Source organism: Acidovorax sp. NPDC077693 (assembly GCF_044542805.1).
Lineage (GTDB): Bacteria > Pseudomonadota > Gammaproteobacteria > Burkholderiales > Burkholderiaceae_C > Acidovorax.
In genome coordinates this window covers 211620-233328 of the sequence record NZ_JBITVD010000009.1, presented here as the reverse complement: position 1 = coordinate 233328, position 21709 = coordinate 211620, and the positions used below count along the sequence as shown (strand labels likewise).

The window sequence follows — 21709 nt, the reverse complement described above, 5'->3', positions numbered from 1 at the left end:
ATCCGGGAACGCACGCAATAAGCCGGTGAACCTGCTTCTTTTTGGGTTTTAGTTCCTGGCGGGGCCGACCACAATCGATGCCATGAAAGCCTTGTCCCATTCCCTCCTGCCACGCTCTGCGCGCGCGCTGTGGCTGCTGCTGGCCTTTGTGGCTGCTGGTGTGGCGCTGCCCGCCCATGCGCTGCGCATCAAGGAAGTGGCCGCGGTGCAAGGCGTGCGCAGCAACCAGTTGACGGGCTACGGCCTGATCGTGGGCCTGGACGGCACCGGCGACCAGACCACGCAGATGCCCTACACCACGCAGGCGATGTCGAACTACCTGCAGCAGATGGGCATCAGTCTGCCGCCCGGCTCGGCCAATCAACTGCAGCTCAAGAACGTGGCGGCGGTGATCGTCACGGCGCAGCTGCCCGCGTTTGCGCAGCCCGGGCAGATGATCGACATCAACGTGTCTTCCATGGGCAACGCCAAGTCGCTCAAGGGCGGCACGCTGATCGTCACGCCCCTGCGCGGTGCCGACGGCGAGATCTACGCGCTGGCCCAGGGCAACGTGGTCGTCGGTGGCGCAGGCGCCTCCGCCGGCGGCAGCAAGGTCCAGATCAACCACCTGAGCGCCGGCCGCGTGCCGCAGGGCGCGCAGGTCGAGCGGGCGGTGCCCACGCCGCTGAACGAGGGTGCCACCATCAACCTGGGGCTCAACGCCTCCGACTTCCAGGTGGCCCGCCGCGTGGCGCAGGCCATCAACACCAAGCTGGGCAACGGCCTGGCCACGGCGCTGGACGGCCGCACGGTGCAGGTGCGCGCCCCCATCGACCCGGGCGCCCGCGTCGGCTTCATCGCCGACCTCGAAGAGCTGCAGCTCGAAGCCATGACACCGGCCGCCAAGGTGGTCATCAATGCCCGCACCGGCTCCGTGGTGCTCAACCAGGCGGTCACCCTGGGCCCCTGCGCCATCGCGCACGGCAACCTGTCGATCACCATCAGCTCCACGCCCGTCATCAGCCAGCCCAACCCGCTCTCGCAAGGGCAGACCGTGGTGGCGCAGCAAAGCGACATCCGCATCAACCAGGAGCCGGGCAACATCATCCAGATGCCCCCGTCGCCCCAGTTGGCAGACGTGGTCAAGGCGCTGAACACGCTGGGCGCCACGCCCGGCGACCTGCTGGCCATCCTGCAGGCCATCAAGGCCGCCGGCGCCCTGAACGCCGAACTGGAAGTCATATGACCCCCCCTGAGCCGCTTCGCGTCTTCCCCCCAGGGGGACACCGCCAGCAGCCTGGCAAAGCCAGTTCTGCGGCGGTCGCTGGCCTGGGCCGTGCCTGTGCGACGCGCAACGGGCAAGAGACACCGCGCCAAGGAGCTTGACCATGGCCATGACCCTGCCCTCCTCCGGTAGCACCACCAGCACGTCGAACGCGCTGGCGGTGGACATCCGCTCGCTGAACTCGCTCAAATACGACGCGGGCACGGCCAACAACGCGCAGACCACGCGCGAGGTGGCCAAGCAGTTCGAATCGCTGTTCATGCGCGAGCTGATCAAGAGCATGCGCGACGCGACGATGAAGTCCGGCCTGATGGAAGGCGAGCAGGCCAACCTCGGCCAGGACATGCTGGACCAGCAGCTGTCGGTGAACATGGCCGGCATGCAGGGCGGCCTGTCCGAAGCCATCGCGCGCCAGCTGTCGCGCCAGATGGGCGGGGCCGACACCACCTTCTCCGTGCCGTCCACGCTGAGCCTGCAGCGCTCCCTGCCCGGCGCGGGCGCGGCTTCGGGCAGCGCGCCCGCAGAGGCCACCATGCAGGCGCCCAAGGGCCGCGAAGGCTTCGTGCAGCACCTCTCGGGCACGGCGGAGCGCGTGGCCCAGGACAGCGGCATACCGGCGAGCTTCATGCTCGGCCAGGCCGGCCATGAAACCGGCTGGGGCAAGAGCGAGATCCGCCACAAGGACGGCTCCAACTCGTTCAACCTGTTCGGCATCAAGGCCGGCAAGGGCTGGACGGGCAAGGTCGCCGAGATCACGACCACCGAATTCATCAACGGCAAGCCCCAGAAGGTGACGGCCAAGTTCCGCGCCTACGACTCGTACGAGGATTCGTTCCGCGACTACGCACGACTGATCAACGACAACCCCCGCTACGAAAAGGCCCAGGCCACGGCCAAGACCGGCTCGGCCGTGGCCTACGCCGCCGAGCTGCAAAAGGCCGGGTACGCGACGGACCCGGACTACGCCAAGAAGCTCAGCGGCGCCATCAACAGCGCGCTGCGCACTCAACGTGCCCAGGCATGAGAACGCGAGGTAAGCCATGAGCCTGCTCAACGTCGGCGCCCGCGCACTGCTGGCCAACCAGGTCGCCCTGCAGACCGCAGGCCACAACATCGCCAACGTCAACACGCCCGGCTATTCGCGCCAGACCGTGGTGCTGCAGACGGTGCAGGGCCAGTTCACCGGTGGCGGCTACATCGGCCAGGGCGTGGACGTGCAGACCATCCTGCGCAACCAGAGCGAGCTGCTCACGCGCCAGTCGGCCACGGCCGGCTCGGTGCAATCGGCCGACATCGTGCGCGCCGAGCGCCTGCGCCAGCTGCAGGAGGTCTTCAGCGGCGGCACCGCCGGCCTGGGCGCGGCCATCAACGACATGATGAACGCGTTCTCCGACGTGGTGAGCGCCCCCACCGACATCACCGCCCGCACGGTGGTCCTCACCCGCATGGACGAGACCGCCGCACGCATGCGCTCGGCCGCCGACCGGCTCAACGAGATTCAGTACACCGTCAGCGAGCAGCTGGGCAGCAGCGTCACCGCGGTGAACAGCCTGGCCAAGCAAATGGCCAGCATCAACGAGCAGATCGCCCGCGCCAAGGGCAACGGCCAGACACCCAACGACCTGCTGGACCAGCGCGACCAGGTCATCCGCGACATCAACCAGTACATCCAGACCACGCAGATCCCGGCCGACGACGGCACCGTGGGCCTGTTCGTGGCCGGCAGCCAGCCGCTGGTGCTGGGCACCACCGCCACCAGCCTCTCGGTGGACGACGCCACCGCCTTCCCGGGCAGCGGTCAGATCAAGCTGTTCTTCAACCGCCCCGGCTCGCCCGCCATCGAGATGGACGAGAACGTGCTGGGCGGCGGCTCCATGTCGGGCCTGCTGCGCTTCAACAACACCGACCTGGCGGAAGGCCGCAACCTGCTGGGCCGCATGGCGATGGCCATCGGCACGACGATGAACGACCAGCACAACCTGGGCCTCACGCTCGACGGCGCGCTGGGCAAGGACCTTTTCTCGCTGCCCGCCAGCATGCCCGGCCACACCAACGGCGCGGGCGTGGGCACCGTCTCCTTCACCGGCCCCACGCAGTTCGCCGCATCGGACTACGAGATCCGCTTCACCACCGGCACCGCTGGCCAGGTGGTGCGTCTGTCGGACGGCAAGTCCACCGCATTCACCAGCGCCGCCAACCTGGCCACGCTGCAGATCGACGGGCTCAACTTCAACCTGACCACGCCGGGCAACCCGGGCGAGCGCATGCTGTTCAAGCCGTTCAGCACGGCCGCCAGCAACATCCAGGCGCTGGTGTATTCGCCGCGCGACCTGGCCGTGGCCAACCCGGTCAACGCCGCCATGGGCACGTCCAACGGCGGCACCATGCAGCTGGCGGGCCTCAAGGCCACCGGTCTGCCCAACCCGCCCGGGCTGGTGCTGCCGCCCAACGCCAACCCTGCAGCCGTGCCCCCCATCCTGGGCGGCATCCAGCTGCAGTTCACCGCCGGCCCGCCCACCACGTACGACGTGCTCAACCGCGGCACCGCGCCGCCCACCACCGTGGCCACCGCGCAGCCCTACACCCCGGGCGCACCCATCAGCATCAACGGCTGGGAGATCAAGCTGCAGGGCACGCCCAACACGGGCGACACGGTGGTCATCGGCAATGCGTCGGACCCGCAGTACGGCGACACCTTCACCCGCAACTCGGGCAACGCCAGCGCGCTGATGGGCCTGCGCGACGTGAAGATGTTCGACGAATCCACACTCTCCGACGGCTACGCCGGCGCCATCGCGCAGGTGGGCACCCGCACGCAGAGCTCGCTGTTCGCGGCGGAGCTGTCCACCACCATCGCCTCCAACCTGGAGCGCGACCGCACTGCGATCTCGGGCGTGAACCTGGACGAAGAGGCCGCCCGCCTGATCCAGTACCAGCAGGCCTACCAGGCATCGTCCAAAATGATCCAGATCGCGCAGAACATCTTCGACTCGCTGATCCAGGGCCTGGGCCGCTGATGCCCGCACCGCACAGAGCTAGGAGCCTCCCATGAGCAGCAGCATCTACCGCATTGGCACCGCCAACATGTACGACAACGCCCTGCGCAACCTGGGCACGCGGCAGACCAACCTGTCCAACCTGCAGGAGAACCTCACCTCCGGCAAACGCGTGGTGCGCGCGAGCGACGACCCCGTGTCGGCCGCGCAGGCCGAACGCGCCATCAACCGCCTGGCCCGCATCCAGACCGAGCAGCGCGCGCTGGAAACCCAGCGCAACGCCGTCGCGCAGGCCGAGTCCGCGCTGGGCGATGCGGTCGACCTGGTGCAGAACTTCCGCGAACTGGTGGTGAACGCCGGCAGCGCCGCCCTGACCCCGAACGACCGCGCCACCATCGCCAACCAGCTGCAGGGACTGCGCGAGCAGCTGGTGGAGGTGGCCAACCGCAAGGACACCAACGGCATCCCGCTGCTCGGCGCACTGGGCAGCGCGCTGGCGCCGTTCCTCGGACCCCTGAGCAGCTCGCCCGACTACAACTTCAACGGCCTGCCCGGCCAGGCTGCCAGCTCCGGCGTGACCATCCCCGGCACACTCGACGGCGAAGCCGCCTTCATGTTCGACCCGCAGCGCGACGGCGTGTACACGGCCGGCGTGAGCACCATCCCGAGCAGCCGCTTCCTCAACACCACGGCCATCAAGCCCGTGGACGCGAGCCTGGTGACGGGCGACAACTACTCGATCGCCTTCAGCGCGGTCGGGCCCGGCGCCACGGCCGGCACCACCACGGCCACCTACACCATCACCAACACCACCACGGGTGCCGTGTCGGCCCCGGTGACGGTGCCCGATTTCCCGTCGGACAAGCCCATGAACGTCACGGTCGCCGGCATCCCCGGGTTGACCTTCGACATCAAGGGCACGCCGGCCAACGGCGACACCATCACGCTGCAGCCCAGCCCCAGCATGTTCAGCACCATGGACGCCGCGATCCGCGACATCCGCAACGCGCCGGACAGCAATGCGGCGGCGCAGGCCGTGGGCCAGGCGCTGGGCAACATGGACATCGGCCTCGAACGCATCCACAACATGCGCGGCTATGCGGGCGAGCTGCTCAACCGCGCGGACCGCATCACCGGCGACCAGGAGAAACGCTCCGTGCAGCTCGAAGGCGACCGGTCGCGGGCGGAGGATCTCGATATGATCCAGGGGATCTCGGACTTCCAGAACCAGCAGGTGGGCTACGAGGCCGCCCTCAAGTCCTACGCGCAGGTTCAGAAACTGTCCCTGTTCAACTTCATCAGCTAACGCGGGTCTGCCCACGGCTCACTGCGCCCCCAGCCGGGGAACGGACCCCACGAGACAACGCCTGAGAGCACATGGTCCAATCTGTCCTTGGCAGCCTGATTCTGGGCTACCGCCCCCTGTGGAGCCGGGCCCGCAAGCTCGCGGGCATCCAGCTCTATGCCCACAACGATGCATCGGTGGTGGTCGACGCCGCGCATTTGCTGCGCACGCTGCAGGAGCTGTGGTCCGCCAGCTCCCCGCCTATCCTGCTGTCGCCCCAGAACCGCCAGTTGCTGTGCGACATGCTCGAACACGCGCCGCGCGGCGCTCCGTGGATCGAGGTGCGCGGCGAATGGCTCGCCGACTCGGCCATCTACACCCGCGTGAAGGCAGCGCACCAGCGCGGCCTGCGGCTGGTGTGGCGCGGCGAGCTGGGCAAGCTGCCCGAGCCCGATGTGGCCCAGTGCTTTGACAACAGCCTGCTGAGCCTGCGGCCCGAAGACGCGGTGGCAGCCCTGAAGCCACCCGCCCCCGGCCGCCCCGGCGCCGCGGGCGCGCGCTCCGGCCCGCCCATCCTGGCCGGGCAGATGTACGAAGGCATCGCCAGCCGCGCGCTGATGGAGCGCTGCCTGGACGAGCACAACGCCATGGCGCTGGCCGGCTGGCCCGCCGAAGACGTGCTCTACAGCCTGCGCCACCACCCGCAGCAGCCGTCGCACGCAGTGATCTTCAAGCTCATGAAGGCCATCGACGCGGAGCAGTCGCTCGAGACCTTCGAAGCCATCATGGGCGAGGACCCGCTGCTGGCCTACCGCTTCATGGTCTACACCAACTCGGCGGCGCTGGGCCTGCGCACGGGCATCGACTCGCTGCGCCGGGGCCTGGTGATGATGGGCTACGGCTCCATCAAGCGCTGGCTGTCCGACCAGCTGCCGCACGCCAGCACCGACCCCAACATGCAGCCCGTGCGCGAATCCATGGTGATGCGCGCCGAGCTCACCGCCCACCTGCTGGACGCAGGCATCGAGAACGACCTGCGCCGCGAGATCTATCTGTGCGGCCTGCTGTCGCAGATCGACGACCTGATGGGCGAGCCCCTGGGCACCATCCTGCGCCGCCTGCCGCTGTCCGAACGCATCTACGACGCCACCGTGCTGCACACCGGCCCGTACGCCGCCGGCCTGCAGATGGCCTGCGCGCTGGAGACGGACGACGCCAGCGCCATCCGCCAGCTGTGCGAGACGCACGAGATGGACCTGGAAGAAGTCAACCGCGCGCTGCTGCGCGTGCTGTCCGACCTCGAAGTCGAGAGGAAATAAGTTTCCCCTCTGCGCCGCTTCGCGCCATCCCCCGAAGGTGACGCCACGGGTGCCCGGCAAAGCCGCATTCTCGGTGGTACTGGCCGTGGCAGCGCCCATGCACACGATGGCCGGGTTCCGGGTTTCGGGTTCCGGCTTCTTAACTCGTTGGTGGTGCGGTGGGGCCTCGCGCCAGCCCTCTCTACCGGCTCAGCGCCCCTGGTCATCGCGCACGCGCGCAAACGTCTTCCAGAACGCCGCCTCCTGCGTGGTCGCGAAGTTGATGCGCATAAGTGTGCTCGGCTTGCGCTCGGCATGGAACAGCGCGCCGGGCGCCAGCAGGTAGCCCTCGTCCAGCATGCGCTGCGCGAGCGCGTCGGTGTCCACGCCGGTCTCCACCCAGCCGAACAGGCCCACAGGCTCGGCGGCGAAGGTGCAGCCTGCGCCGAGCGCCAGCTTCACGCTGCGTGCACGGGCGGCGTCCAGGCGGGTGCGGATGCGCTCGGCGTGGCGGCGCAGCTGGCCTTGTTCGATGCACAGCGCCAGGGCTTTTTCCAACAGCGCGGGCGTGGTCAGCGTGGCCAGCAGCTTGGTGTCCAGCAGTTGCTCGATGAGTGACGACGGCGCGGCCAGAAAGCCGATGCGCCAGTTGGGCGCGAGGATCTTGGCGAAGCCGCTCACGTAGATGGTGCGCTGCAGGCCGTCGAGCGCGGTGAGGCGCGTCGCGTGCTCGGGTGCGATGTGGCTGTAGGTGTCGTCCTCGACGATGTGGAAGTTGTGCTGGTTGGCCAGCTGCAGGATGCGGTGCGCGCTGCCCGGCGACAGGCAGTAGCCGGTAGGGTTGTGGAACACGCTCACGCTCACATACAGCTTGGGCTGGTGCACCTCGCAGTACCGGGCCATGACCTCCAGGTCGGGCCCGTCGGCGCGGCGCGGCACGGGCAGGATGTGCATGCCCAGGGCCGCCAGCCGCGCAAACTCCACGGCCCAGCCGGGCTCCTCCACCATCACCGGGTCACCCGGACGCAGCAGCGTGCGGCTCACGATGTCGAGCGCGTGCGTCGCGCCCACGGTGGTGATGATGTTCTCGGGCGCGGCATGCACGTTCAGCGTGGCGAGCTTCTTGGACAGCACCCTGCGCAGCCCCGTGTCGCCCAGCGGCTCGCCGTACTGCAGCGAAAAGTCGTTCAGCGCGCGGGTGCTGGTCACCTTGCGCACGGCCGCGGGCATGAAGGTCGATTCGAGCCAGTCGGGCGGGAACACGCCCATGCCGGGCTGGGGCTTGTCGCTGATCTTGTGGAACATGCCGCGGATCAGCGCCGTGGCATTGACCGGCGGCGCCCCGCGCGCAGCGCCGCGCCCGGCGCTGCGGGCCGCAAACCAGTGGGCGGTGCTCCAGTTGCCCATGCCGCGCTCGGCCTCGGGGGTGTCGGCCTCGTCCTCGGGCGCGCGCTCGGCCAGGCCCGTGGCCATTTCGCGCACGAAGAACCCGCGGTTCTTGCGCGCCTCCACCAGGCCCTGCGCAAGCAGTTGGTCGTACGCCGCGACCACGGTCGACGGGCTCACGCCGTGCTGCTGCGCACACTGACGCACCGACGGCAGGCGCGCGCCCGGTGCCAGCAGCCGGTTGCGGATGCGCTCGCCAAAGCGCGCCGACAGCTGCTCGGTCAGCGACTGGGTGGTGGTTTTCATCAGCATGGCGGGGTCCTTGCGGTGTGCATGCGCAGTTCCTGCGGTGGGCTTGCAGGGCGCTTGTGTACTGTTATCGCGGCCAATACAGATTGCGAACTGCGTTGCTGAACTGTATTGGTTGTGTACTGACGCACAAGATTACATTGAAGCCTGATCGTTGACAAGTTTCCCCACCCGGAACACCGCCCCTCCCGCACCATGAGCGCCCCCGAACTGACTGCCCTGCTGCTGTTCTGCACCGCGATGAGCTTCTCGCCGGGGCCCAACACCACGCTGTCCACGGCCCTCGCGGCCAACCTGGGCCTGCGGCGCGCGCTGCGCTTTTGCTTTGCGGTGCCCACGGGATGGACGCTGCTCATGCTCGCCAGCGGCCTGGGCCTGGGTGCACTGATCACCGGCGTGCCCGCCCTGCGCTGGGGCGTGACGCTGCTGGGCGTGGCCTACATGCTGTGGCTCGCCTACAAGCTCAGCCGTGCCGGCCAACTGGCCGAAGTGGACAGTGCCCGCCTGAACGTGACCTTCTGGCAGGGCGTGGGCTTGCAGTTCGTGAACATCAAGGCCTGGATGCTGGCGCTCACGCTCAGCGCGGGCTGGGTGGTCAACGCGGCCGGGCAGCCGGCCGCCAACCCGGGCGAGCGCCTGGCGATCATCTGCGTGGTGATGATGCTGTTCGCCTTCGCCAGCAATTTCGTGTACGCCCTGGTCGGCTCGCTGCTGCGCCAGTGGCTGGCCCAGGGCACCCGCCTGCTCTGGTTCAACCGCGCCCTGGCCCTGGTGCTGGTGATCACCGCCGTGTGGATGCTCACCCTATGAACCACGCCCAGGAACGCGAAGCATTGGTCTGGGGCTTGGTGGGCGTGACCCTGTTCGCGGCCACGCTGCCGATGACGCGCCTGGCCGTGGGCCCGGTGGACGCACCGCAGCTGTCGCCATGGTTCGTCACCTTCGGCCGTGCTGCGGTGGCCGGGCTGCTGTCCGTTGCGTATCTCGCGTGGCAACGCGGCCGGGGGCAACTGAACGTGCCGCGGCGCGCAGAGTGGCCGCTGCTGGGCGTGACCGCGTTCGGCGTGATCGTCGGGTTCCCGCTGTTCCTGGCGCTGGCGCTGCGCCACGTTCCCAGCACGCACGGCGCGGTGGTCACGGCGCTGCTGCCCTTGTCCACGGCGGTGCTGGGCGCGCTGTGGTACCGCCAGCGGCCCTCGGCGGGCTTCTGGGTGTGCGCGGTGGTGGGCAGCGGCCTGGTGCTGGGCTTCATGGCCTGGCGTGCGGGCGGCTTCTACCTGGGCGCGGCGAACATCTACCTCATCATCGCGATGACCACGGGCGCCTTCGGCTACATCGGCGGTGCGCGCCTCACGCCCAGCCTGGGCGCCGAGCAGGTGATCTGCTGGGTGCTGGCCTTGAGCCTGCCGCTCACGCTGCCGGTGGCCTGGTGGTTCGCACCCGCCGTGCCTGGCGCGGTCAGCACAATGGCCTGGACGGGGTTTGCCTACGTGGCGCTGTTCTCGATGTGGATCGGCTTCTTTGCCTGGTACCGCGCGCTGGCGCTGGGCGCCGTGCGGGTCAGCCAGATCCAGCTGGTGCAGCCCTTTTTGAGCCTGCTGTTCGCCGTGCCGCTGCTGGGCGAGCGGCTGGACCTGATGACCGCCTGCTTCGCACTGGCCGTGATCGCCACCGTTTTTGTGGGCAAGAAGATGCCCGTCCACCAGGGAGCCGCCGCATGACCGCCAGCACCCCCTGTGCGCCGCGATCCAGGCCGCGGCGCGTTTGAAGGAGTCCAGAAGATGCAGATGCACAACATCCCGTTCGCCACCACCGACTGGTCGGCCCTGCCCCGCGAGGAAAAGAGCGCGCAGGCCGGCCAGGCGTTCTGGCGCACCCAGCAGCTCGGCGACCTGCGCGTGCGCATGGTCGAGTACACGCCGGGCTATGTGTCGGACCACTGGTGCGTGAAGGGCCACGTGCTGCTGTGCCTGAGCGGAGAATTGCACACCGAGCTGGAAGACGGCCGCACCTTCACGCTGACCCCCGGCATGAGCTACCAGGTGGCGGACAATGCGGAACCACACCGTTCCACCGCGCCGAACGGGGCCACGCTGTTCATCGTGGACTGACTGATTTTTTGAAGACGACCTAGCAACCTGGGCGGCCGCTGCGAGGCTGCCCGAAGGAGAACAACAGTGAAACTGAACGACCTTCCCACCACCGGCACCTGGACGCTGGCGCGCCGCGCCGAGCGCATGAACCCTTCGGTCATCCGCGAGATCCTCAAGGTCACCGAGAAGCCCGGCATCATCAGCCTGGCGGGCGGCCTGCCCTCGCCCAAGACCTTCCCGGTCTCGGCCTTTGCCGAAGCCTCGGCCGCCGTGCTGGCCAACGACGGCCCCGCCGCGCTGCAGTACGCCGCCAGCGAAGGCTACGCCCCGCTGCGCCAGGCCATCGCCGACTTCCTGCCCTGGGACGTGGATGCCGACCAGGTGCTGATCACCACCGGCTCGCAGCAGGCGCTGGATTTGATCGCCAAGGTGCTCATCGACGAAGGCAGCCGCGTGCTGGTCGAAACACCCACCTACCTGGGCGCCCTGCAGGCCTTCACGCCCATGGAGCCCACCGTGGTGTCCGTGGCCAGCGACGATGAAGGCGTGCTGGTCGACGACCTCAAGGCCAAGGTGGGCACCGGTGCCGACAAGGCCCGCTTCCTGTATGTGCTGCCCAACTTCCAGAACCCCACCGGCCGCACCATGAGCGATGCGCGCCGCGCCGAACTGGTGACGGCCGCGGCCGAGCTGAACCTGCCCCTGGTCGAAGACAACCCCTACGGCGACCTGTGGTTCGACAACCCGCCGCCCGCACCGCTCACGGCCCGCAACCCCGATGGCTGCATCTACATGGGCTCGTTCTCCAAGGTGCTGGCCCCCGGCCTGCGCCTGGGCTTCGTCGTGGCCCCGAAGGCGGTGTACCCCAAGCTGCTGCAGGCCAAGCAGGCGGCCGACCTGCACACCCCCGGCTACAACCAGCGCCTGGTGGCCGAGGTGATGAAGGGCAACTTCCTGGACCGCCACGTGCCCACCATCCGCGCGCTGTACAAGCAGCAGTGCGAAGCCATGCTGGCTGCGCTGACGAAGGAGATGCAGGGCCTGGACGTGCACTGGAACCGCCCGGACGGCGGCATGTTCCTGTGGGTGCGCCTGCCCGACGGCATGAGCGCGGTGGAGCTGCTGCCCAAGGCCGTGGAGCGCAACGTGGCTTTCGTGCCCGGCGCTGCCTTCTATGCCGACAACGCCGACCAGCGCACGCTGCGCCTGTCGTTCGTGACCTCCAGCGTGGAGCAGATCGCCACCGGCATCGCGGCGCTGGCAGGTGCGATCAAAGACCAGCTGGCGGCGCAGGCCAAGGGCTGACACATGCTGCGGCTCTGGGGACGCATGTCGTCCATCAACGTGCGCAAGGTGGTGTGGGCCGTGCAGGAGCTGGGCCTGCCGTCGGTGCAGCGCACCGATGCGGGCGGACAGTTCGGCATCGTGCGCGAGCCCCGCTATCTGGCCTTGAACCCGAACGGCCTGGTGCCGCTGGTCGAGGACGAGGACACGGGCGCGGTGCTGTGGGAGTCCAACACCATCGTGCGCTACCTGTGCGCCCGGCATTCGCTGGGCAACCTGTACCCCGAAGACCTGCCCGCGCGCTTCGTGGCCGAGCAGTGGATGGACTGGCAGCAGACCACGCTGAACCCCGCCGGGCGCGATGCCTTCCTGCAGTGGGTGCGCACACCCGCCGCTCAGCGCAATGACGCGCTCATTGCCGCATCGGTGGCCGTGACCGAGCCGCTCATGGCGATGCTGGACGCCCACCTGGCGCGCCAGCCCTTCATGGCCGGCGAGCGCTTCACCATGGCCGACATCCCCGTGGGCTGCGAGATCCACCGCTGGTGGGGCCTGCCGCAGGAGCGTCCTGCGCGGCCGCACCTGGAGCGCTGGTACCAGGCCGTGAGCAGCCGCACCGGCGCACTCGGCGTTCTCGACCAACCCCTGTCCTGAGCGCACACCCCATGCACCAGCGCCCTTTCAAGCAGATCGACGTGTTCAGCGACCGGCCCGGCTATGGCAACCCCGTCGCGGTGGTGCTGGATGCGCTGGACCTGAGCGACAGCGACATGCGCCGCTTCGCCGCCTGGACCAACCTGTCGGAGACGACCTTCCTGCTGCCCCCCACCGAGGCGGGGCGTGCGGCGGGCGCGGACTACCGGGTGCGCATCTTCAGCCCCAATGGCGAACTGCCGTTTGCCGGCCACCCCACGCTGGGCACCTGCCACGCCTGGCTGCAGGCTGGCCACGCACCGCGCGTGGCAGGCATGGTGATGCAGGAATCGGCGCTGGGCCTGGTGCGCGTGGAGCACAGCTGCAGCACGCTGGCCTTTGCCGCGCCGCCCTTGACGCGCAGCGCGCCCAGCCCGGCACTGGTGCCGCTGGTTGCCAGCGCCCTGGGCGTGCGCCCGCAGCAGATCCGCGGCGCGCAGATGCTGGACAACGGCCCGGTGTGGCTGGGCCTGCTGCTCGACAGCGCCCAGACGGTGCTCGGCCTCACACCCGACCATGCGCGCCTCAAGGACCTGGGCCAGGACGTGGGCGTGATCCACGTCGGCCCGCAGGCCAGCGACACGCGCCAGCCCGGCGCCGTGGTGCGCGCCTTTGCCGCGCCCATGGGCAACCCGGAGGACCCGGTCACCGGCACGCTGAACGCGAGCCTGGCGGAGTGGCTGATCGCGGACGGCCTGGCACCGCGAAGCTACCTCGTGGCCCAGGGCGAATGCCTGGGGCGCGCCGGGCGCGTGAACATTCGACAGGACGATGCCGGGCAAATCTGGGTCGGCGGCCAGGCCGTCACCTGCATCGAAGGGACCGTGCTGCTGTGAAATCACCTTCCATCGCCCCGCTCCCCAGCGGTTGATCCACCCGGCCCCAAGGGCCGACCGAACCCACAGCAGCAACGCCGCGAGAGTGCCGGTCGCGCCCCCGGCGTTTCCGTCCTCTGCCCCCTCTTCCATTTTTTTCATCACCCATCGACACCAGGACTTTGAGCACCATGCACCAGCGCCCTTTCAAGCAAGTCGACGTCTTCACCGACCAGCCCTACCGCGGCAACCCCCTGGCCGTGGTGCTCGATGGCACCGGCCTGACCACCGAGGCCATGCAGGAGTTCACCAACTGGACCAACCTGTCGGAAGCCACCTTTTTGCTGCCGCCCACGCCCGCAGGCCGGGCGGCCGGTGCCGACTACCGCGTGCGGATCTTCTGCCCGGGGCGCGAGCTGCCGTTTGCCGGCCACCCCACGCTGGGCAGTTGCCACGCCTGGCTGCAGGCCGGCGGCCAGCCGCAGGTGGCGGGCACCGTGGTGCAGGAATGCGGCGTGGGCCTGGTCACGCTGCGGCAGGATGGCGAGCGCCTGGCGTTCGCAGCGCCTGCGCTCATCAAGAGCGGCCCGCTGGCGGAAGACGACGTGGCCCTGATCGCACGCGGCCTGGGCGTGGCGCGCAGCGACATCCTGCACCACGCCTGGTGCGACAACGGCCCCAACTGGCGCGGCGTGATGCTGCGCAGCAGCGAGCAGGTGCTGGCGCTCAAGCCGGATGCGAGCATCCTGGGCAAGCTCGATGTGGGCGTGGTCGGCCCGCGCGGCAAGGTGGGCGTCATCGGCAGCACCGACGCCGAGGGCATCGCCTTCGAAGTGCGCGCCTTCTTCCCCGGCAACAACGGCCTGGCCGAAGACCCGGTGACCGGCAGCCTCAACGCCGCGCTGGCCCAGTGGCTCATCGGCGCGGGCCTGGCCCCCGCGCAGTACGTGGCCAGCCAGGGCACCTGCCTGGCCCGCGCGGGGCGCGTGTTCGTGGAGCAGGACGGCGACACCATCTGGGTCGGCGGCAGCTCGGTCACCTGCGTGTCGGGCGAGGTGCTGCTGTGACGGCCGCCTCAAGTTCCCCGGCAGATGTGGCACAGCCGCCCTGCGTGGACCACCTGGTCGTGCTGGCCGCGGACCTGGCGTCGGGCGTGGCCTGGTGCGAACGCACGCTGGGCATCGCCCCCACGGCGGGCGGCGAGCACCCGCTGATGGGCACGCACAACCGCATCCTCAATGTCTCCAGCCCGGCGCACCCGCGCGCCTACCTGGAGGTGATTGCTATTAATCCAGGAGCTGCCAGCGCAAGACCCGAAAGCGCCAGGCGGTGGTTCGACATGGACGATGCCACGCTGCAGCAGCAGGTGGCCGAACACGGGCCGCAACTCATCCACTGGGTGGCCGCGGTGCCTGACGTCGAGGACCGGTGCGCCGCCCTGGCCGCGCAGGACCTGGACCGCGGCGAGATCATCGCCGCCAGCCGCCCCACCGCACACGGCCTGCTGCAGTGGCAGATCACCGTGCGCGAAGACGGCCTGCGCCTGATGGACGGCTGCCTGCCCACGCTCATCCAGTGGGGCCCCGTGCACCCGTGCGAGAGCCTGCCCGCCAGCGGCGTGCAGTTGCAATCGCTGGCGCTGCAGCACCCGCAGGCGGCCACGCTGCAGGCGGCGTGCGACGCGATCGGCGTGGCAGCGCAGGTAGCGATCGCCGCAGGTGGCGCCCCCCGCCTCACGGCGCAACTGGCCACGCCACGCGGACCGGTCGCCGTATCGTCATTCACACCGGAGTAACCACGATGCTCTTTTCTGCACAGGAACTGCTGATCTTTGCGCTGGCCGCGCTGGTGCTGGTGCTCACGCCCGGGCCCAACATGGTCTATTGCGTCTCGCGCAGCCTCACGCAGGGGCCGCGTGCAGGGCTGGTCTCGCTGGGCGGTGTGGTGCTGGGTTTTCTGGTGCACTTGCTCGCGGCAGCACTGGGCCTGACCGCGCTGCTGGCCGCCGTGCCGCTGGCCTTCGACGCCATCCGCTACGCCGGCGTCGCCTACCTGCTGTGGATGGCCTGGCAGGCCGTCAAGCCCGGCGGCGCCGCGCCCTTCGAGGCCCGCAGCCTGCCGCACGACGGCCCCCGCACGCTGTTCCTCATGGGCTTCATGACCAACCTCTTGAACCCCAAGGTCGCCATGTTCTACCTGTCGTTCTTCCCGCAGTTTTTGCACCCCGAGCGCGGGCAGCTGCTGCTGCAGAGCCTGACGCTCGGCAGCGTGCAGATCGCCACCAGCGCGGTCGTCAACGCACTGCTCATCCTGTGCGCCGCGCGCGTGGCCGTGTTCCTCAATCGCAACGCCGCGTGGATGCGGGCACAGCGCTACTTCATGGGCACGGTGCTCGGCCTGCTCGCACTCCGACTCCTCACCGAAAAGAAAGCCGCCGAATGAACGCCCGCCTCGACCCCGCCACCGCGCTGCTGCCCACCCTGGCCGACATCGAAGCCGCCGCACAGGTGGTGTACCGCGACTTCCCGCCCACGCCGCAGTACCGCTGGGGCCTGCTGAGCGAACGCCTGGGCACCGACTGCTGGCTCAAGCACGAGAACCACACACCCGTCGGCGCCTTCAAGATCCGCGGCGGCCTCACCTACTTCGACCAGCTCGCAAAGCGCGGCGCCATGCCCCGCGAAGTGATCAGCGCCACGCGCGGCAACCACGGCCAGAGCATGGGCTGGGCCGCGCGCAGCCATGGCGTGGCTTGCACCATCGTTGTGCCACAGGGCAACTCGGTCGAGAAGAACGCCGCCATGCGCGCCCTGGGCGTCACGCTCATCGAGCACGGCGCGGATTTTCAGGAAGCGCGCGAATTCGCGATCCAGCTGGCCGCCGAGCGCGGCGCACACATGGTGCCCAGCTTCCACCCCGACCTGCTGCGCGGCGTGAGCACCTACTGGTGGGAATTCCTGCGCGCCGTGCCGCAGATGGACGTGGCCTACGTGCCCATCGGCCAGGGCTCGGGTGCCTGCTCGGCCATTGCCGCCAAGCTGGCGCTGGGCCACGGCGTGCGCGTGGTGGGCGTGGTCAGCAGCCACGCCACCACCTACGCCGACTCGCTGGCCGCCGGCCGCGTGGTCGAGGCGCCCGTGACCACGCACCTGGCCGACGGCATGGCCTGTCGCGTGGCCGACGCCGAGGCCTTGTCCATCATCGCGCCGCACATCGACCACATCGTGCAGGTGAGCGACGCCGAGGTGGCCGCAGCCATGCGCGCGATCTTTACCGACACCCATAACGTGGCGGAAGGCGCTGGTGCTGCAGCCCTGGCGGCGGCGCTTCAGGAGCGCGGTGCATTGACGGGGAAGGTCGTGGGGCTGGCGTTGACGGGGGGCAATGTGGATGCGCCCATGTTCGGGGAAGTTCTTCGCCATTAAAAAGCGCTGAATGCCTGCAATTTGGGGGCTCATTTCAGTCGGTCGGTGCTGCAATTCCTGGACGCAGCACCGCGACCTTCCACTGAGCACTTTCCATCCATGGCAGACCCCAAGACATACAGAGCCAACCCCCTCACCCCCGTCTCATTCGATGCGCTTTGGGGCCACTATCCCAGCAAGGATCCCTGCGTCAACCCCACGACCCGAACCAAGGCCTACGATAACCAATGCGCTATTCGCGTTGGCATGGCCCTTGAAAGATCAGGTGTCAATTTTGCGACCTTCAAAGGCCCACGCTGCCAATTCGGGCCCAGAGCCAACGGGATGGTCTTGAGGGCTCAGGAGTTGGCAAACTGGCTGAAAACAAGGCCTTTCCCAGGCTGCCCGGAGCCTCTGCAGTTCTCGGGAAAAGGGTTTCAAAAGAACCTTGCAGCCAGGAAAGGCATCGTCTTCTTTCAGGACTATTGGCTTCGCGCAGGTGAGAGACAACCCACCGGCGACCATATCGACCTGTGGAACATGGACCGATTGACGCCATCCTGGCAAACCTTTACCCGTTTCACCATCGGCATTGCCCGCATACCTTCTGTCTACTCAGACCTGGAGAATTCCAGGTCAGTCGTTTTTTGGCCTTTTGCCTGATGCGCGTCTCCGTTCGCAGCCTCGCCCGGCTCCTCATTGCCGCGGCCATTGCCAGCCTGGTCAGCGGCTACTTCATCCTGAGTGCTTTTCGCTCCGGCGACTGCGACAGCGGCTGCAATACGATGCAATTGCTGGCTTTCATTGGATGTCTCTTTGTGGCCTTCATCCTGATCGGTTGCGGACTGATGACCCGCGGCGACGGCCCTCGCCGCCTGCGGACTTCCGCAATGGTGTGGATGGCGTGCGTGCTTGTCATTCCAAGCGCCGCCATCTTCCTGTGGAAACAGACACAGCCCACGCCCCTGCAAGCCAACCAGGACCTGAGCTTCGTGATCGTCGCGGAGCACGCTGTGCCCGCGCTTGGCGTGTCAGCAGGCCAACGATGCATCTTCTCAGACATCCGCTGCGACCCGAGCCCACCCCGACTGCGGGCTTTCTGTGGCAGCGGCGAACTCAACATTGCGGCGTCCGACTGGCCGGCATTCAAGCGATTGCCATTGGAGGACTTCGGCGTCCCGCCATCGGATGCCATCAATGCTTTTCCAGCATCCTGTGCAAGACGCTTTTCTCGATAACCAGCAACGGGATGGCTGGTGTTGAGATGCCGGTAACCCATCGAATATGCGCAAGACGCCAAACAGCCATCGCACCGACAGCCTTGTCGCTTAGGTAACAAACCACTGCTGTCATCCTGGCCACAATCCGCCGCATGGGAACCCTCTACCTCGTGCGCCATGGCCAGGCCTCGTTTGGCGCCGATGACTACGACCAGTTGAGCCCGCGCGGGCGCGAGCAGGCGGTGCGCCTGGGCGAGTACTGGCGTGCGCGCGGCCTGGTGTTCGACGCCGTCATCACCGGCACGCTGCGCCGCCACACGCAGACGCTGGAGGGCATTGCCGAAGGCCTGCAGACCGCACCCGAGGCGCTGCAGCTGCCGGCCCTCAATGAGTACGACAGCCATGCGCTGATCGCCGCCATCCACCCCCAGCCCCTGGGCCCCGCCGATACGCCCGAGAAGTACCGACAGCACTTTCGCATCCTGTGCGACGCGCTGGCGCAGTGGATGGCCGGTGTCATCAGCCCGCAGGGCATGCCCAGCTGGAACGATTTCTCGGCCGGCATCCGCGCCACGCTGGACCACGTGCGCCACCACCATGCGGGCCAGAACGTGCTGATGGTGAGCAGCGGCGGGCCCATTTCTGCTGCGGTGGGCGAGGTGCTGGGCACAGCGCCCGAGGTCACCATTGCGCTCAACATGCGCATCCGCAACAGCGCAGTGACGGAGTTCTCGATCGCGCCCAAGCGGCTGATGTTGCAGACGTTCAACACCCTGCCGCATTTGAATGAAGGCCCGCACCTGGACTGGATCACGCACGCCTGAGCATTGCGCGGACTTGCAATAAATTTCTGTAAAACAATAATTTTTTACTGTTTAATAGCAACTCTCAAACAACGGGAGTTGCCATGCGCCGTCGCGAAGTCCTGGGCCGTGCCCTGGCGGTGTCTTCTTTTCCGCTGGCGGGCTTGAATGGCTGCGGCGGATCGCTGGGCCTGGGCGCAGAGGCGCAGGTGGTGCCGCCGCCCGGCCCCTTCACCGTGCCCCTGGAGCGCCGGCAAACCCATGTGTCGCTGGCCGTGCGCGTCAACGGGCAGCCCCTGCGGTTCTTGCTCGACACGGGCGCGGACCACAACGTGCTCACGCCCCGCACCGCACAGCTGCTGGGCGTGCCCTTGTCCACCGAGAGGGTGCCCAGCTCGGGCGCCGAAGCCTCCGACGAGCCCGTTCCCTGGACGGTGGTGGATAACCTTGCCGTGGGAGAAGCGCTGCACCTCAAGCGCGAAGTTGCGTTCGTGGTGCCCATGCCGGCCGAGTTCGACTACGACGGAATTCTGGGCGCCACGTTCTGGCGCGCGTTCTCGGTGCGCCTGGACTACGGCCGCGCGCAGGCCACGCTGGCCGCACCCGGCCGTCTTGCCCCATCGCCTGCAGCCGTGCTGCTCCCGCTGCGGGTGCTGCCCGGCGGCAAGATGCTGGTGCAAGCCACCGCAGCCGGGCAGGCAGGCTGGTTTTCTGTCGACACGGGCGACGCCGGCGCCGTGACGCTGTTTCGCCCGGTGGTGGAGCGGCTGGGCCTGCGCGCTGCGCTGCAGCCCTCGGTGCGCATGCTCACCGGCGTGAGCGTGGGCGGCACCACCTGGGCGGATGTGGCGCGCCTTCCCACGTTCGACGTCGGGCCTTGGCAGCTGCCGCGCGTGCCGGTGCACCTGTCTCTCGCCACGGGCGGGCTGTTCGGCAGCGACGCCTGGATGGGCAACCTGGGGGGCGCACTGTGGCAGCGCTTCGCCGTCACCATCGATGCGGCGGGCGGTGCGCTGTATCTGGAGCCCCAGGCCGCTCTGGCCGAGCCCTTTGCCGGCCCCCGCAGCGGCCTGGTGGCGCGGTGGACGGGCGAGCGGTTCGATGTGCTGGACGTGGTGGGCGGCAGCCCGGCCGACGAAGCGGGCGTGCGCCGGGGCGAATCACTGCTGGCCGTGCAGGGGCGTGAACTTGCAGCCACCGATGCGATCTGGCTGCGCACCCAGCTGGCGGGCGAGCCGGGCACGTCCGTTGCGCTGCGCCTGCGCGGTGCCAGCGCGCAGGAGCGGGTGGTGACGATGGTGCTGCGGGAGTTGGTGTAGCCGCCGGTGCGGCCTTTCATGCTCCCGGCGGGCGGCACCCCGGTGCGAGAATCTCGCCCCATGCTCACAGCGACCTGCCACGACAACCTCCTCCAACATATCGCGGAGAGGCGACCCGCATGACCTGGGCAGACATTGCTTTTCGGTTCGGACCTGCAGAATATGCGGCCACCTTGACCCTGCTGCTGATGGGGGTCTGCCTGGCTGCGCCACAGCCACTGCCCCGCTCCAGCGGTATGGCAGTGCTGGGCCTGTTGCTCGGCACCCAAGTACAAGACCCAGCCGGTGACCTGCGCGGTATGACAGGTCTTGCACTGCTGCACGAAGACCCGTCCGTGGTTGTGGCCTGCCTGGGAATTTTCGCACTGCTTGTTCCCCACATCGCGCAACACCTCATCCCCAGACCGGACGCCCCACCGCCGCCACCGCACTCCAAAGCGACCACCCGAAGCACAAGACTCTGGAGCACGGTGTATCTGTGCCTGGGCTTTTGGCCTGCTTCAGGCGCTTTCATTGCCACCGCGGGATGGCTGCAGCGCCCGGCGTGGACGGGCCCTTTCGCGACAGCGTGGTGTGCGGGGCTGCTGGCATGGTATGGGTTGACGCCCGACCTGCTGTGGCCTTGTGTAGCGCTGGCGGCCTTGGGCATGCTTTTCTTGCAACTCGACTGCCCCGTCGTGCCCCTGCTGGTCGGCCTGTCTGCATCTGCCATGCTGGAAGAAAACCTGAGGCGAGCGTTGCTGCTGAGCCGGGGTGAATGGTTGCCACTCGTGCTGGACCGGCCCATCGTGGCAAGCATGTTCGCTGTGGGTGTGCTGGGGGTGGCTGTACGTCTGCTTTTGCTGAGGCGCGGAAAAAGACCTCGCCCAGCCCGAGAGACTTGGGAACCAGCACAAGGTTGAAGCTGACAGGCGCTAAGGGCGCAAGGCCCAAAGACTCATAAAGCCTCTGCGCTGCAACGACATCGCGCGACATGTGCAACTCATGTCGCGCGTGCTCAGCGCGGTGGAACCCGGACAACCCCAGCTTTTGGTGACCCATTCCATGCCCTGTTAGATACCTTGGCGCAAACAGGGGCAGAAAAAAGAAAATCTCTCATGAATCTCAACCAGATCACGTTGCCTGTCGCGGACCTCGACGAAGCTGTGGCGTTCTATCGCCACATGGGCTTCCTGCTGATCGTTCACGCGCCACCCCGGTACGCCCGCTTCGAGTGCCCGGAGGGCGACGCTACTTTCTCGCTGCACGCAGACAACGTCGGCCCGCGTGAGACCGGCGTTGTCGTGTACTTTGAATGCGCCGACCTCGACGTGAGGGTGGCGGCTTTGCAAGCCGCGGGATTCCAGTTCACACAGCTCCCCAAAGACGAGCCTTGGCTTTGGCGCGAAGCACGCTTGGCGGACCCGTCCGGCAATGTGATCTGCCTGTTTCGGGCCGGTGACAACCGCAAGAACCCGCCGTGGCGCTTGGCGTAGCGGGGCACTCGCACGCTCCCTACCATCTGCCCGACGTGCGCAGCGAACAGACGCCGTCAGTGCCT

Annotated in this window: 22 protein-coding genes; 21 read left to right on the top strand and 1 reads right to left on the bottom strand. The window is 68.1% G+C overall.

What is annotated here, in order from left to right; translation table 11 throughout:
- Positions 1–82 precede the first annotated feature (82 nt).
- From ACIGHN_RS14840 to ACIGHN_RS14820, 5 genes are all read left to right on the top strand, one after another.
- On the top strand, positions 83–1225 hold the full coding sequence (locus ACIGHN_RS14840; RefSeq protein ID WP_056420103.1) for a flagellar basal body P-ring protein FlgI: 1143 nt from the start codon (positions 83–85) through the stop codon (positions 1223–1225).
- A 142-nt stretch (positions 1226–1367) separates the two neighbouring features.
- A complete protein-coding gene (gene flgJ, locus ACIGHN_RS14835; protein WP_396504997.1) occupies positions 1368–2288 on the top strand; it encodes a flagellar assembly peptidoglycan hydrolase FlgJ in 921 nt (306 codons plus the stop codon).
- Between the two features lie 16 nt (positions 2289–2304).
- On the top strand, positions 2305–4281 hold the full coding sequence (gene flgK / locus ACIGHN_RS14830) for a flagellar hook-associated protein FlgK (RefSeq protein ID WP_056420108.1): 1977 nt from the start codon (positions 2305–2307) through the stop codon (positions 4279–4281).
- Positions 4282–4312: 31 nt separating this feature from the next.
- Positions 4313–5566 carry a flagellar hook-associated protein FlgL gene (flgL, locus tag ACIGHN_RS14825; RefSeq protein ID WP_056420110.1) on the top strand — a complete coding sequence of 418 codons (1254 nt, stop codon included), beginning with the start codon at positions 4313–4315 and terminating at the stop codon, positions 5564–5566.
- Positions 5567–5637: 71 nt separating this feature from the next.
- Positions 5638–6864, top strand: coding sequence for an HDOD domain-containing protein (locus tag ACIGHN_RS14820; protein ID WP_396504996.1), 1227 nt, complete (start codon positions 5638–5640; stop codon positions 6862–6864).
- Positions 6865–7053: 189 nt separating this feature from the next.
- Here ACIGHN_RS14820 and ACIGHN_RS14815 read toward each other — a convergent pair whose 3' ends face one another.
- Positions 7054–8541, bottom strand: a complete 1488-nt coding sequence (locus tag ACIGHN_RS14815; RefSeq protein WP_396504995.1) for a PLP-dependent aminotransferase family protein — start codon at positions 8539–8541, stop codon at positions 7054–7056.
- A gap of 192 nt (positions 8542–8733) precedes the next feature.
- Between ACIGHN_RS14815 and ACIGHN_RS14810 the strand changes: the two genes are divergently transcribed.
- From ACIGHN_RS14810 to ACIGHN_RS14735, 16 genes are all read left to right on the top strand, one after another.
- Positions 8734–9348: a LysE family translocator gene (locus tag ACIGHN_RS14810; protein ID WP_056420118.1), complete on the top strand. Its 615-nt coding sequence runs from the start codon at positions 8734–8736 to the stop codon at positions 9346–9348.
- Positions 9345–10259: a DMT family transporter gene (locus ACIGHN_RS14805; RefSeq protein ID WP_396504994.1), complete on the top strand. Its 915-nt coding sequence runs from the start codon at positions 9345–9347 to the stop codon at positions 10257–10259. The genes ACIGHN_RS14810 and ACIGHN_RS14805 overlap by 4 nt, the downstream gene beginning before the upstream one ends.
- A 60-nt stretch (positions 10260–10319) precedes the next feature.
- The gene (locus tag ACIGHN_RS14800; RefSeq protein WP_056420580.1) at positions 10320–10649 is read left to right on the top strand and encodes a DHCW motif cupin fold protein; all 330 of its coding nucleotides are present in this window, start codon (positions 10320–10322) and stop codon (positions 10647–10649) included.
- 66 nt (positions 10650–10715) lie between these two features.
- On the top strand, positions 10716–11936 hold the full coding sequence (locus ACIGHN_RS14795; RefSeq protein ID WP_396504993.1) for a PLP-dependent aminotransferase family protein: 1221 nt from the start codon (positions 10716–10718) through the stop codon (positions 11934–11936).
- 3 nt (positions 11937–11939) lie between these two features.
- The gene (locus ACIGHN_RS14790; protein WP_056420126.1) at positions 11940–12569 is read left to right on the top strand and encodes a glutathione S-transferase; all 630 of its coding nucleotides are present in this window, start codon (positions 11940–11942) and stop codon (positions 12567–12569) included.
- 11 nt (positions 12570–12580) lie between these two features.
- Entirely contained in the window at positions 12581–13444 is an 864-nt protein-coding gene (locus ACIGHN_RS14785; RefSeq protein WP_396504992.1) for a PhzF family phenazine biosynthesis protein, read from the top strand.
- A 170-nt stretch (positions 13445–13614) separates the two neighbouring features.
- Entirely contained in the window at positions 13615–14490 is an 876-nt protein-coding gene (locus tag ACIGHN_RS14780) for a PhzF family phenazine biosynthesis protein (RefSeq protein ID WP_396504991.1), read from the top strand.
- A gap of 26 nt (positions 14491–14516) precedes the next feature.
- Positions 14517–15218: a VOC family protein gene (locus ACIGHN_RS14775; protein ID WP_396504990.1), complete on the top strand. Its 702-nt coding sequence runs from the start codon at positions 14517–14519 to the stop codon at positions 15216–15218.
- A 5-nt stretch (positions 15219–15223) separates the two neighbouring features.
- Positions 15224–15865, top strand: coding sequence for a LysE family translocator (locus tag ACIGHN_RS14770; protein ID WP_396504989.1), 642 nt, complete (start codon positions 15224–15226; stop codon positions 15863–15865).
- The gene (locus tag ACIGHN_RS14765) at positions 15862–16848 is read left to right on the top strand and encodes a threonine dehydratase (protein WP_396504988.1); all 987 of its coding nucleotides are present in this window, start codon (positions 15862–15864) and stop codon (positions 16846–16848) included. The genes ACIGHN_RS14770 and ACIGHN_RS14765 overlap by 4 nt, the downstream gene beginning before the upstream one ends.
- 99 nt (positions 16849–16947) lie before the next feature.
- Positions 16948–17490 (top strand): type VI secretion system amidase effector protein Tae4, encoded by a 543-nt coding sequence (locus tag ACIGHN_RS14760; protein WP_396504987.1) that lies wholly within the window; start codon positions 16948–16950, stop codon positions 17488–17490.
- Positions 17490–18065 carry a hypothetical protein gene (locus tag ACIGHN_RS14755; RefSeq protein WP_396504986.1) on the top strand — a complete coding sequence of 192 codons (576 nt, stop codon included), beginning with the start codon at positions 17490–17492 and terminating at the stop codon, positions 18063–18065. The genes ACIGHN_RS14760 and ACIGHN_RS14755 overlap by 1 nt, the downstream gene beginning before the upstream one ends.
- Positions 18066–18199: 134 nt before the next feature.
- The gene (locus ACIGHN_RS14750; RefSeq protein ID WP_396504985.1) at positions 18200–18871 is read left to right on the top strand and encodes a histidine phosphatase family protein; all 672 of its coding nucleotides are present in this window, start codon (positions 18200–18202) and stop codon (positions 18869–18871) included.
- 83 nt (positions 18872–18954) lie between these two features.
- On the top strand, positions 18955–20169 hold the full coding sequence (locus ACIGHN_RS14745; RefSeq protein ID WP_396504984.1) for an aspartyl protease family protein: 1215 nt from the start codon (positions 18955–18957) through the stop codon (positions 20167–20169).
- A 119-nt stretch (positions 20170–20288) separates the two neighbouring features.
- Complete coding sequence (locus ACIGHN_RS14740; RefSeq protein WP_396504983.1) at positions 20289–21071, top strand: tripartite tricarboxylate transporter permease; 783 nt, start codon at positions 20289–20291, stop codon at positions 21069–21071.
- Positions 21072–21266: 195 nt separating this feature from the next.
- Positions 21267–21644: a VOC family protein gene (locus tag ACIGHN_RS14735; protein ID WP_396504982.1), complete on the top strand. Its 378-nt coding sequence runs from the start codon at positions 21267–21269 to the stop codon at positions 21642–21644.
- The last annotated feature ends 65 nt before the right edge of the window (positions 21645–21709 follow it).

Coding starts and splice junctions, on each gene's coding strand:
- ACIGHN_RS14790 (WP_056420126.1), top strand. CDS start 11,940: ATGCTGCGGCTCTGGGGACGCATGTCGTCCATCAACGTGCGCAAGGTG.
- ACIGHN_RS14760 (WP_396504987.1), top strand. CDS start 16,948: ATGGCAGACCCCAAGACATACAGAGCCAACCCCCTCACCCCCGTCTCA.
- ACIGHN_RS14780 (WP_396504991.1), top strand. CDS start 13,615: ATGCACCAGCGCCCTTTCAAGCAAGTCGACGTCTTCACCGACCAGCCC.
- ACIGHN_RS14755 (WP_396504986.1), top strand. CDS start 17,490: ATGCGCGTCTCCGTTCGCAGCCTCGCCCGGCTCCTCATTGCCGCGGCC.
- ACIGHN_RS14815 (WP_396504995.1), bottom strand. CDS start 8,541: ATGCTGATGAAAACCACCACCCAGTCGCTGACCGAGCAGCTGTCGGCG.
- flgK (WP_056420108.1), top strand. CDS start 2,305: ATGAGCCTGCTCAACGTCGGCGCCCGCGCACTGCTGGCCAACCAGGTC.
- ACIGHN_RS14735 (WP_396504982.1), top strand. CDS start 21,267: ATGAATCTCAACCAGATCACGTTGCCTGTCGCGGACCTCGACGAAGCT.
- flgJ (WP_396504997.1), top strand. CDS start 1,368: ATGGCCATGACCCTGCCCTCCTCCGGTAGCACCACCAGCACGTCGAAC.
- ACIGHN_RS14770 (WP_396504989.1), top strand. CDS start 15,224: ATGCTCTTTTCTGCACAGGAACTGCTGATCTTTGCGCTGGCCGCGCTG.
- ACIGHN_RS14765 (WP_396504988.1), top strand. CDS start 15,862: ATGAACGCCCGCCTCGACCCCGCCACCGCGCTGCTGCCCACCCTGGCC.
- ACIGHN_RS14810 (WP_056420118.1), top strand. CDS start 8,734: ATGAGCGCCCCCGAACTGACTGCCCTGCTGCTGTTCTGCACCGCGATG.
- ACIGHN_RS14805 (WP_396504994.1), top strand. CDS start 9,345: ATGAACCACGCCCAGGAACGCGAAGCATTGGTCTGGGGCTTGGTGGGC.
- ACIGHN_RS14785 (WP_396504992.1), top strand. CDS start 12,581: ATGCACCAGCGCCCTTTCAAGCAGATCGACGTGTTCAGCGACCGGCCC.
- ACIGHN_RS14745 (WP_396504984.1), top strand. CDS start 18,955: ATGCGCCGTCGCGAAGTCCTGGGCCGTGCCCTGGCGGTGTCTTCTTTT.
- ACIGHN_RS14840 (WP_056420103.1), top strand. CDS start 83: ATGAAAGCCTTGTCCCATTCCCTCCTGCCACGCTCTGCGCGCGCGCTG.
- ACIGHN_RS14820 (WP_396504996.1), top strand. CDS start 5,638: ATGGTCCAATCTGTCCTTGGCAGCCTGATTCTGGGCTACCGCCCCCTG.
- flgL (WP_056420110.1), top strand. CDS start 4,313: ATGAGCAGCAGCATCTACCGCATTGGCACCGCCAACATGTACGACAAC.
- ACIGHN_RS14800 (WP_056420580.1), top strand. CDS start 10,320: ATGCAGATGCACAACATCCCGTTCGCCACCACCGACTGGTCGGCCCTG.
- ACIGHN_RS14750 (WP_396504985.1), top strand. CDS start 18,200: ATGGGAACCCTCTACCTCGTGCGCCATGGCCAGGCCTCGTTTGGCGCC.
- ACIGHN_RS14740 (WP_396504983.1), top strand. CDS start 20,289: ATGACCTGGGCAGACATTGCTTTTCGGTTCGGACCTGCAGAATATGCG.